Genomic DNA, 10,408 nt, shown 5'->3' with positions numbered 1-10,408 from the left:
GTACATTGACGATCCCTATTCCGCCGCTGGCGGCTGCTTCGACAACGCTTTCTCTCGCTTCGCAATCACCGCTGGATCGTTCATGAAATCCGTCCGCCGCCCCGGTTTACGCCCCCGATTCTGGTAACCGTTGGCGATGCTGCCGTCGCGAATGCCGAACATATGATCCGTCTGGCCGGTGCGGCGTGGGCCGCTTCTCTTGTGCTTTTGCTCACGCTTTGCCTGCATCTCGGCGACGATAGACAGCATGTCGTCCAGCCGCTTGTTGTCGACGACCTGCGCGCGATGCACAGAACGCAACGTATCGAACGTCCTGTAGGGCAGGGTAAAACTCTCGTGCATGATCTCGAGCCGTCCGTCCGGATAATCGCAGACGATCACCTTCTTGCCCGCCAGGGGCCGCGAAATCTCGGTCGGATCGAGGATGAACAGCACCTTGTCATAGCGCAGCGTCAGGGATTGTGAGAGCGTGCGCACTTCCTTGTGGCACATGGCGCCATCGAGGTTCTCATGGTCGGCCAGCGGCCGGTGCATGTCTTTCGGATTACGCGGTGGCTTTCCGAAACGCGCGTTGAAATCCGCAATGAACTCAGGTGCATAGGCATTGGCATCCTCGATCGTGTCGATACCGCGAAGCCGCATCTCCTTGACCAGCCGATCCTGCAGCGTCTGGTTGGCGCGTTCCACTCGGCCTTTGGCTTGTGGAGTGTTGGCACAGATGATGTCGATGTTCAGCTCGTAAAGCGCCCGGCCGAACTGCGTCAGACCGCTTGTCCGGTCTGTCTTCGACGCATTGAGCGCACGGAAAACACCGTGCTTGTCGCTGTAAAACGCCAGCGGCTTGCCCCATTGCCGCAGATAGGCCTTGGTCGCATGCAGATAGTCGAACGTGTTCTCCGATCGGGCGAAGCGCAGATGCAGGAGCTTGCCGGTGGCGTCATCGATATAGACGAGCAGGGCACATTTGGGGCCGCGGTTCTCGAACCACCAATGATGCGACCCGTCGATCTGTACCAGTTCGCCAAAACAGTCGCGCCGGCCGCGTGGCTGAAAGACCCGTTTCTTGCGCTCGCGACGCGAGATCCAGATGCCGGCCTCGGTCATCCATTGCCGCAGCGTCTCCTTGGCGACCGAGATCCGGTGCAGTTCGATCAGTTTCTCGCGCGCCAGTGTCGGGCCGAAATCCAGATAGCGTTCGCGGATCAGATCCAGCGCCGCATTGCGAAACTCTTCGCTATGACGCCGGTTGCTCGGCCGTGATCGTTTCTTGGAAACAAGGCCGGCCGGACCGTCCCGGTCATAGGCCTGCAGCAGCCGGTGGACCTGGCTGCGACTGAGGTCGAGCTGTTCGGCTGCCTGGACGACGGTCAGGCGTTCGTCACGGATTTTTTGGATAAGTTCGAGGCGATGCAACTCTTTCTGCGACATGGTGATCAAAAAGGACATGACGACTCCGACCGCTCATGGTCTCGACCAGGTTGAAGGTCGTCATCCTTGCTCCCAACGTTGGCTTTGACCAGTCGTCGAGAGGCGAGACTGTCGCATCTCTAACTGGCCCAACTGTCGCATTACTAAATAGCCCTTACACAAATAAAATTCGGTAATCAGTATTATGGAACAATCATCTCGGACGTTAGTCGTGATTGTTGTCAGACGGGCAAATGTGCCGGATTGAGCCCTACTTTCCGCGGTCCCACGGCGTTCCACGAGTTGATGACCGATTGATCCTGAGTGGCATCATTTTCGTCTTGTCGAACGGGCTGCGATGGCGCGATACAAAAAGCGCCACAAGATCGAGAACACGTTCGGAAGACTCAAGGACTGGCGACAAATTCACACCCGATGTGCCCATGCCTTTTTCTCAAGCATAGGCCGCTGCTTCGCCACTCGAAGCAAAGCCTAATAGCTCGGGCAATTGCGATCGGCAGGGCCGACATGTGGTTTTCACCTGTGAAGATTTCATGTTCGACGTGCATGCCTGGCGGAGCGGCGATTGAAAGCCTTGCCGCCAGTCCATTCACGTGGACGAGAGTCCTGGCCTCTTTTTTCTGTTTCAAGCGCGCCGATGCATCCTCCGCATCAATCTGAAATGGTGCAAGCTCCTCGCCTTCATGCTCACCGGCGCAAAGATGTAGTTTCACCTCTTTACCGGTAGGAACATTCGCCAGAAACTGATTTTCCAGATCGAGTACCCGGCAGCCTTCCCAGAAGATCGAAGGGCTGGCGGCGATATAACGGGAAAAACTCCTTGCCCGTGAAAATAGCGTATAAAGCGCGAACAGCCCACCGAACGAATGACCAAACAAGCTTTGCCGATCGGCATCCACCGGAAACACCTTGGTGATATGGGGCTTCAGTTCGGTTTCGATGAACTCCAGAAACTCTTCAGCGCCGCCGGTTCTGACAGGAGGACCACCGGTCTCGAATGGCGGATAGGTTCTGCCGGGTGGAGGGCTCAGGTCCCATGAGCGCCGCAGGGGATGGAACAGGTCCTCCGTCGGATAACCTATCCCCACGATGATGCCTTGAGCGATGTTGGTGCCACCGGGATAAGGCGCCTGGATACGATGAGCAGCGACGGCTAGCGGAAAACATGCATTTCCGTCCAGCAGATAAAGGATCGGCCAGCCGCTGGCCGGCATATCCCCGGAAGGCGGAGCGATGAATATGCGATAAGGTTCACCGCCACGCGCAGGCCGTAGATCGAACGATATGGTATTTGTCAAACGAAAGCCGTTGGAAACATCGATATCTTCCGTCATCGCAACCACCGTCGCTGACCGTTTTCGGCATTTTTCATCAGGATGGAAACCAGCACCGGCGCTCCGAGCAGGACTGCCATCAATCCGGCCGGCATCTGGTAGGGAAAGGCGATCATCCGGCCCAGCCAGTCGGCAATCAGCATCAACAGGCCGGCCGCCATCGCGCCTCCGATCATCTGGGAAAGTGCGCCCCGCAAACCCAGTTCACGGGCGATATGCGGTCCAACCAGCCCGACGAAACTCAAAGGGCCGACGATCAGCGTCGCCGCCGCCGTCATCAGGGCAGACAGCACCAGAAGCGATGCACGCGCGACCGGCACCTTGATCCCGACGGCGTGAGAGACTTCTCGGCCGAGAGGCAAAAGGGTCAGCCACCGTCCCGCCGGATATACCAGCGCCGCGAACACGATCGCGCAGGCCAGGGCGAACAGTGCCGATGCCTGATCGACCCGGGAGGTGGAGCCGGACATCCAGCCGATCAGCATCATGGCGCGGGGATCACCGCCCGCCGCCAGGAAACCGATCAGTGCATCGAGCAGGGCCGTCAGCACCACCCCGGCCAGCAGCACCCGCTCCGGCGAAAAACCCGAGCGTAAACCGAGGAGCAGCACCATAACCAGAACGGCGAGCGCACCGAATGCCGCAAAAACCAGCTGAACGGCGAACCCTGCGGAGGCAACCGTGAACAGTGCCAGTGCCACTCCGGCGGTTGCGCCGGCCGAAATACCGAGAAGCTCGGGGCTGGCCATCTCGTTTCCGGTCAATCGCTGCAGGATGACGCCGCTCGCTCCCAACATCATCGCCGCCGACAATGCGGCAACAACCCGCGGCCAGCGATAGGGAAGAATGCTCTGCCATTCCGCAAACGGCAAAATCTCCCACTGCCCGGTCGGTGCCCGGCCGATCAGGATAGCGGCGACGACACCGATGGCCAGCGTGAGAAGAAAAAGTGCCGGCATGAAGCGTGGCACATGCCAAGAGCGCGTCGCGCCCTGCCCTAAATTGGGTGGGCGGCGGCTCTCCGTTCGCAATCGCGCGAGAAGCATGAGAACGACCGGAGCACCGAACAGCGCCGTCATCGAGCCAGTCGGCAGGAAGGCGCCAAAAGCGGCGGACAGCAGCTTGACCGTCTCATCCGTCACCAGCAAAAGTCCGGCACCGATCAGCGGTGACCAGACCAGTTGCTGGGCAAATCGCCGTGCTCCGGCAAGCCGGGCAATCGCCGGAGCCACGAGGCCGACAAATCCGATAATGCCGACGGCACTGGTAACGAATGCCGACAGGATCACGGCAACGGCGATCGCCAGAACCCGCACTTTTCGAACCGACAGACCGACCGAAAGCGCGCCAGCATCGCCCAGTTCCATCAGCGACATTGGCCGAACCATCAGCCCGGCAACCACCACGCAGGCGATGATCTTGGGAAGCAGCGAGAACGGTACGGTCCATCCCTGCAGGGCTAGCGAACCCGCTCCCCAGATGAACAATCCCGACAGATAACGATCGTTCATCAGAACAAAAACGGCTGAAAGCGCGCTGCACCACAGGCCGATCATCAGGCCAGAAAGGATGAAGGACAGCGGCGATGCCCCCTTGCGGCTGCCGATGGCAAACACGAGACAGGCGGAGACGGCGGCACCGGCAATTGCGATCGTATCGCGGCCAAACCCCTGCGATGATGGAAAGAACAGGAGGCTCAGCACCAGGGAAAGATTGGCGCCGGCAGAGGTTCCAAGCGTTGTTGGCGAGGCGAGCGGATTGCGCAGAGATTGCTGCAACATCACGCCGGAAAGCGCCAATGCAGCACCAACAAGCAACGCAGTCATGAAGCGCGGAAAGGTTGAATAGACCAGCAGCACGCGTTTGGGGTCGTAATGCCCGGCGGGTTCAAACAACAGCCAGGCATCGCGGCCGATATTCCAGGCCGACAGGGACAGACCCAGCAGAAACAGGATAAAAACGACGGTCGCGGGTGACCGGAAAAGACGGACCGACATCAGGCGAGCTGCTCCAGCCGATCGGTCAGCAGTTCGGCAAAACGTATCGCTTCGCGCACCATGCCGAACATCAAGACACCGGGCAGCACCGAGACGCGGCCTGCGCGCGCGAACGGCAATTCATGCCAGAGCGGGCTGTCATCGAGGCGCTGCAGGATGTCGGGGGGCGTCAGCGGCTCGAAAATCATCAGATGCGTATTTTCCGGCAAGGAGATCAGTTGTTCGATGGTGATCGTCTGAAAACCCCAGAAATTGGTTTCCGCCTGCCAGGCATTTTTCACGCCCAGCCGGTCCAGCGTGCCCTGGTAAAGACCGGAGCCGCCATAGATGCGGACGTGCCGCTCGTCCATCAGCGTGACGAGTGCGACCGGCGGCGCCGAAAGCTCGGCGATACGCCGGTTACAGTCGGCAAAATTTGCTTCGGCATGCGCCAGAAACGCTGTTGCCTGACTTTCCCGTCGCAGCAGTTTTCCAAGATCACGGGTCGCGACAATGGAAGCCGGCAGAGCTTCGCGCCCGCCACCATAAATATCGACTTCTCTCACAGGCGCAATCGTTTCGAGCTGGGAGCGCGACGCTGCCAGAAACGGCGTGCTGAGGATAAGCGAGGGTTTCAGCCTTGCCAGCACTTCGAGATTGATTTCGGTCGCAGTACCCAGATCAGCCACACTTTCCGGCATGGGCGGATCAACGACCCATTGTTGCCAGTCTGCACGCGCCACAACGGCGGCCGGGGTCACGCCCAGCATCAGCATGGTCGAGGCGAGACCGTAATCGAGCGACACGATCCCGCCCTCATCCGCTTGCGCAGGCCTGGAGATCGACCATGGCATCGTCAATGCCAGGGTCATCAGTAGGCGGCGGGAAAAGCGCAGATCCTGTGGCATCACCAACGGTATTTCAGCGATGCCGTCATGTTGCGCCCCTGTGCCAGCGAGCAATAGGTCCCGTTGCAAACCACGTCCTTGCTGTCGGCGATATTTCGCACGTTGAACGCAGCCGTCAGGCCATCATATTTCTTGTCGATCGCACCAAAATTGTAATTGAGCGAGGCATCGACATAAAAGGTCGCGTCATTCTTTTTGGTATTTGCCTCATTGGTAAAGGCAGAGCTGGCGTAACGAATACCCGCGCCAGCCGACAGACCGTCCAGCGCCGTGCCTTCCGCGAACGTGTAATTGCCCCAAAGCGAGGCGACATGCGCTGGCTTCACTGCTGGTTCATTGCCAACATTTGCACCTGCTGTGATCCGCGAATGCGCGTAGGTATAGGCGGCGATTACATCCCATCCGTCGGCGAAATTCGCGCGCGCTTCCAGCTCGATCCCCTTGTTTGTCAGCTCACCGAGCGAGCGATAGGTTCCAAGCAGCGGATCGTCGAGGACAGGCTTGTTCTTTTCGACGAGGTGATAAGCAACCGCCGAAAGCAGGATGTCCGTACCAGGCGGCTGGTATTTGATGCCGGCCTCGAACTGTTCGCCCTGGGCGGCTTTCAAGCTCGTACCGGGAACCGGAAGGTTGGTCACTGGATCGAAGGACGTGGCATAGCTGACATACGGAGATATCCCGTTATCGAAGGCATAAAGCGCACTCGTCTGCATGGTGAAGGCGCCCTTATCAATGTTCTCGCTGTAGGCGACGCCACCCTGCGTTCCATCAGCACCCTGCTTCGCCCAGGCATATCGGCCACCGAGCGTGAAGCGCCAATTGTCGATTTCCAACTGATCCGTAGCATAGATGCCCGTCTGCTGGAGATCTCGATCAAGCAGGAGGAAGTTGTAGGGTGCCGTCGGACCATCAATGCCATAGACCGGATTACTGATGTCGAGGTCGAACATCGGGTCGGAGGCGCTGTAGCCATAACCGATCGATCCCCTGACCTTCATGAAATCCACACCGGTCAAAAGTGTATGTGATACTGGGCCTGTATCGAAGGTCCATTCCAACTGGTTATCGACCTGAAAGACCCAGGTATCGTCGCGAACAGACCAAGGCATACGATGTGCGACCGTACCGGTCCAGTCGGCAATCGTCAGGTAACGGCTGCGCAAGTTCATGTCAGAGTAACGCAGGTTCTGCCTGAAGGTCACGAGATCGTTGAACTCGTGTTCGAATTCGTAACCGACCTGACGCTGTTTGATCTTGTTGAAATCGTATTCGGGATCGCTTGCCCGCAAGTTCAGGACATTCCCGTCAGGATCGATGACTGCGCCGACACCACCGCCGGTATTCGAATTCTGAATGAGGCTGTAGATCGTGAATGACGTCTGGTCAGACGGCGTCCAGGTGATCGATGGCTGCAGGAGATAGCGGTCATCGGCGATCTGCAGGTTGGTCTCCCCAGTTCGCGCCAGACCGACGAGGCGATAGGAAAAGTCGCTATCCTCCGAGACCTTGTCCCCGATGTCGAACGCAGCCTGCCGGCGATCTTCCGTGCTGTAGGATGTCCCGACTTCGCGGATACGCTCGCCATTGGCGAATTTCGACACCTTGTTGATGATGCCGGCGGGTGTACCCGCACCGTAGAGAACCGAAACCGGTCCCTTGACGACCTCGACGCGTTCCAGCGCATATGGATCGGTGCGCAGCATGCCGTAATTCAGATAGGGCTGGCGAAGGCCATCCTTGTAATCGCCGGTCGATGTTGCGTCATAACCGCGGATTTCGACCGTGTCGAAACGTGGATCGAAACCGGCACGATCGGTGACGATACCGGCCGAATAACGCACGGCCTCGACGATATCCTGCACGCCGCGTTGCTCGATTTCCTTGCGTGTGACCACCGATACCGAACGGGCGGTCTCGATCAGAGGCGCATCCAGCTTTGTCGCTGCGCTGCTGTTTCTTGCAGCAACAGTGCTGTTGTCGGATCCCACGCCGTCCACCTGAATGGTGCGCAGCATGGTCGAACCATCGGCGGCGACACCATCAGCCCCGCCCGTCGGCGCCGAAATCGCAACCGTTGTGGCATTGGGAAAGGAATAAACCAAACCTGAGCCTTCGAGTATCCTTGCCAGCGCCTGTTCGCGCGTTGCCGATCCGGAAAAGCCGGGCGACATCTTGCCCGCAGCAATGGATGCAAGATAGGTGACCTGCACCCCGCTCTGACGCCCGAAAGCCGTCAGCGCGCGGTTGAGCGGACCGGCAGGGACACTGAAGGAAGCCTGTGCCTGCGCGACCGCTTCACGCGGCATTCCGCCAAGGCCGAAACCGATCGCGGTCGACATCAACAATGACGCCGCCAACGCGCGACCTTTCATTCCCCCGAATATGACCGTGTTCGTCCTGCGCCCCATACCGTCGACCTCTCCAATGCTTCATGTCGTAACCGGACAGGCTCGCTCGTCTCCGACGCTGTTTTCTGTCCCTATGACTGTTACAATCGGCATGGAGAAATATTCACCGTTTCACTCAACTTTTTTCAGAGAGGCGAAACGACTGTGAGCAGCGAGGAAATCCGGTGCACATGTGCACCGGCCGGATGTACGACTGCTTCAAGCGCGCGTGCGGGATCATTAAGGTCGAAAAGGCCGCTGACCCGCTGGTTGCCGATAAAGGGATCGGCGATGACGATCCGTCCCGGTATCCAGCGGCCGATACGCGCGACCAGCGCCGATACGCTTTCCCGCTCGGCAATGATAAGCTTGTCGCGCCAGGATGCGATCTGACTTTTTTCCCGCTGGCCACGATCGATGCCACCGGAGGCCGGATCGAAGGCCATCCATTCACCCTCGGAAAGTTTCACACCGGCGGAAAAAGCCGCGCCCGGCGCCTGCACGTCGACAAGCCCATGATCGACGGAGACCGTGAGAATGCCCGCATCGCTCGACACATCGAATGCCGTGCCAAGCGCTGTTGCACGCAGGCCGCCGGACGATACGGAAAAAGGACGGCCTGGATCCGCCGCGACATCAAAAAACGACATGCCCGCGAGGAGATCGATGCGTCGCGCCTCGTTTTTGTAATCGAGTGCGATCGCGCTTTCCGGCCCGAGCGTGGCAACACTGCCATCCGGCAAGTCGATCCTGCGGATTTCTCCCTTCGCGGTGATATGGTCTGCCCTCGCCTGCAGGATCATGCCGGGGGCGAAAGTATAGGCGGTTGCGCCGGCCCCCAGCGCCATCAGGCCGCCGATGGTGAAATTCCGGCGCGAAAGGCCCAGGCTTTCCCGCCGTTCTATCCGTCGCTGTTCGGTGAGGATCGTGCCGGAGACACCATGCACTTTCGAAACGCGCGCCCAGACATCCTCGTGCTGCAGGCTTCGCGCACGCCAAGCGCGGATCATGTCTGTCGCCACCGGGTTGGCGGCATCGTTCTGATAACGGATGATCAGGTCGATCGCTTCGTCCAGCAGCCGATCCTGTTCCGGCATCTCGTTCATCACGGTCCTCTCGGCTGGCTATGCGACTTCATCGCCTCTATTCTTTCTTACAAGCGAGCGCCGCGGATATTCTCAAACGAAGCGAAAATAAATCAGGAAATATCGACCCGCCCGATCAGGTGCTTATAGGCTTCACGCACCAGAGACCACGCCCGCGTGTTGGAAATGCCGAGCTCCTCGGCAATTTCGGCAATCGTTCTTTCGCCAAGACGATGCATTTCAAAAGCCTGCCGCGTCCGTTCCGGCAGTTCACCAAGCGCCTGATATGTCCGCATCAGGCTTTGCCGCGAATGAACGATGCGCTCGGGAGATGGTGAAGGATCGGCGAGATTGATCGCCTCCTCGTCATCCAGACCAACCGTTTCGATCAGCGCTTCGCGCCGCTGGTGATTGATGCAGATATTGCGCGCTGCCTGATAGAGATAACCCTGCGGATTGTGGTTTTGCGTCGCAGCAAGCGGCGGTCGGGCAAGAACACGAGCAAACGTATCCTGCGTCAGATCCGCGGCAGTTTCGTTATTGACGCCTCTGCGCCGCAAGGCGCGAGCAATGCCATCGGCATGCCGGCGGAAAAGGATATTCAAGTCCCATGTCATCATTCGGTACCTTCAAACTGGCACTTCAAAAACAGTGCCGGCTTGAAAAGCAGGACCGGAGGCTTATTCGAGTAACCGGCCGTGCCGTCGTACAAACCTTCATCGCATGCGGAGCAATATTACTCATACACACTCTTGCCATTCCTCATGCGACGCCATCCATTATTCAGGAGCATCCAAGCGGTTCTCATTCAATTGCATGACAATTTCTCTGTGTTGCACCAGATGAAAACCTTCCAGGAAAGGTCATGTTTATCATGTGAGAACCAAACCGCAACCGTGTTGTTGATCTCGGAGGGAAAATCAGTTCTCAGGTTGAGCATGTCGGCCACCTAATCGAAAGGAAGAGCAAGACGGGAGACCCTTTTTTGGATGCACACAGTCTCTCGATTGCAACCACGCAGTACGACGAAAAAACAACAGCTTCCCGTATTGGCAAACCCCTACGGTTGAGCAGCATTGCTATCGGCTTCCAGTAAGTGAAAGCTACTCAAATAGAGGCGCGATAGGTTGTAAGGTAATCTCGTAGACCCACGTGCGCACCGGCAGCGTAAGCTCTTGAGCGGATACGAACTCGTGACCCGCCGTTTCACTCGGGACATTGATGATGCCAGGCCAATGAAATGACAGCCCAACTTGACTAAAAAGCAATAGGATTGAGCGTTGCCAGCAG

At 58.3% G+C, this 10,408-nt stretch carries 7 protein-coding genes and 1 pseudogene; 1 reads left to right on the top strand and 7 read right to left on the bottom strand.

Features of this window, described 5'->3' with window-relative positions:
- Positions 1-15: 15 nt before the first annotated feature.
- Complete coding sequence (locus J2T09_RS27000) at positions 16-1,446, bottom strand: ISNCY family transposase (RefSeq protein WP_306840177.1); 1,431 nt, start codon at positions 1,444-1,446, stop codon at positions 16-18.
- 197 nt (positions 1,447-1,643) lie between these two features.
- Here J2T09_RS27000 and J2T09_RS26995 point away from each other — a divergent pair.
- Positions 1,644-1,775: pseudogene (locus tag J2T09_RS26995) on the top strand (transposase); the annotation flags it as partial.
- A 39-nt stretch (positions 1,776-1,814) separates the two neighbouring features.
- Here J2T09_RS26995 and J2T09_RS26990 read toward each other — a convergent pair.
- The 6 genes from J2T09_RS26990 to J2T09_RS26965 form a co-directional block, all read right to left on the bottom strand.
- Positions 1,815-2,762: an alpha/beta hydrolase gene (locus tag J2T09_RS26990; RefSeq protein WP_306840176.1), complete on the bottom strand. Its 948-nt coding sequence runs from the start codon at positions 2,760-2,762 to the stop codon at positions 1,815-1,817.
- Complete coding sequence (gene fhuB / locus J2T09_RS26985) at positions 2,759-4,759, bottom strand: Fe(3+)-hydroxamate ABC transporter permease FhuB (RefSeq protein WP_306840175.1); 2,001 nt, start codon at positions 4,757-4,759, stop codon at positions 2,759-2,761. Before fhuB ends, J2T09_RS26990 begins: the two co-directional genes overlap by 4 nt.
- On the bottom strand, positions 4,759-5,610 hold the full coding sequence (locus J2T09_RS26980) for an ABC transporter substrate-binding protein (RefSeq protein WP_306840174.1): 852 nt from the start codon (positions 5,608-5,610) through the stop codon (positions 4,759-4,761). The genes fhuB and J2T09_RS26980 overlap by 1 nt, the downstream gene beginning before the upstream one ends.
- Positions 5,611-5,645: 35 nt before the next feature.
- Positions 5,646-7,985 (bottom strand): TonB-dependent siderophore receptor, encoded by a 2,340-nt coding sequence (locus J2T09_RS26975; RefSeq protein WP_306840173.1) that lies wholly within the window; start codon positions 7,983-7,985, stop codon positions 5,646-5,648.
- Positions 7,986-8,179: 194 nt separating this feature from the next.
- The gene (locus J2T09_RS26970) at positions 8,180-9,139 is read right to left on the bottom strand and encodes a FecR family protein (protein ID WP_306840172.1); all 960 of its coding nucleotides are present in this window, start codon (positions 9,137-9,139) and stop codon (positions 8,180-8,182) included.
- A 92-nt stretch (positions 9,140-9,231) separates the two neighbouring features.
- A complete protein-coding gene (locus tag J2T09_RS26965; protein ID WP_306840171.1) occupies positions 9,232-9,723 on the bottom strand; it encodes a sigma-70 family RNA polymerase sigma factor in 492 nt (163 codons plus the stop codon).
- Between the last annotated feature and the right edge of the window lie 685 nt (positions 9,724-10,408).

It is taken from the genome of Neorhizobium huautlense, from assembly GCF_030811685.1.
Classification (GTDB): Bacteria; Pseudomonadota; Alphaproteobacteria; order Rhizobiales; family Rhizobiaceae; genus Neorhizobium; species Neorhizobium huautlense_A.
The sequence above is the reverse complement of the archived record's forward strand: the minus strand, read 5'-3'. Positions and strand labels throughout refer to the sequence as shown.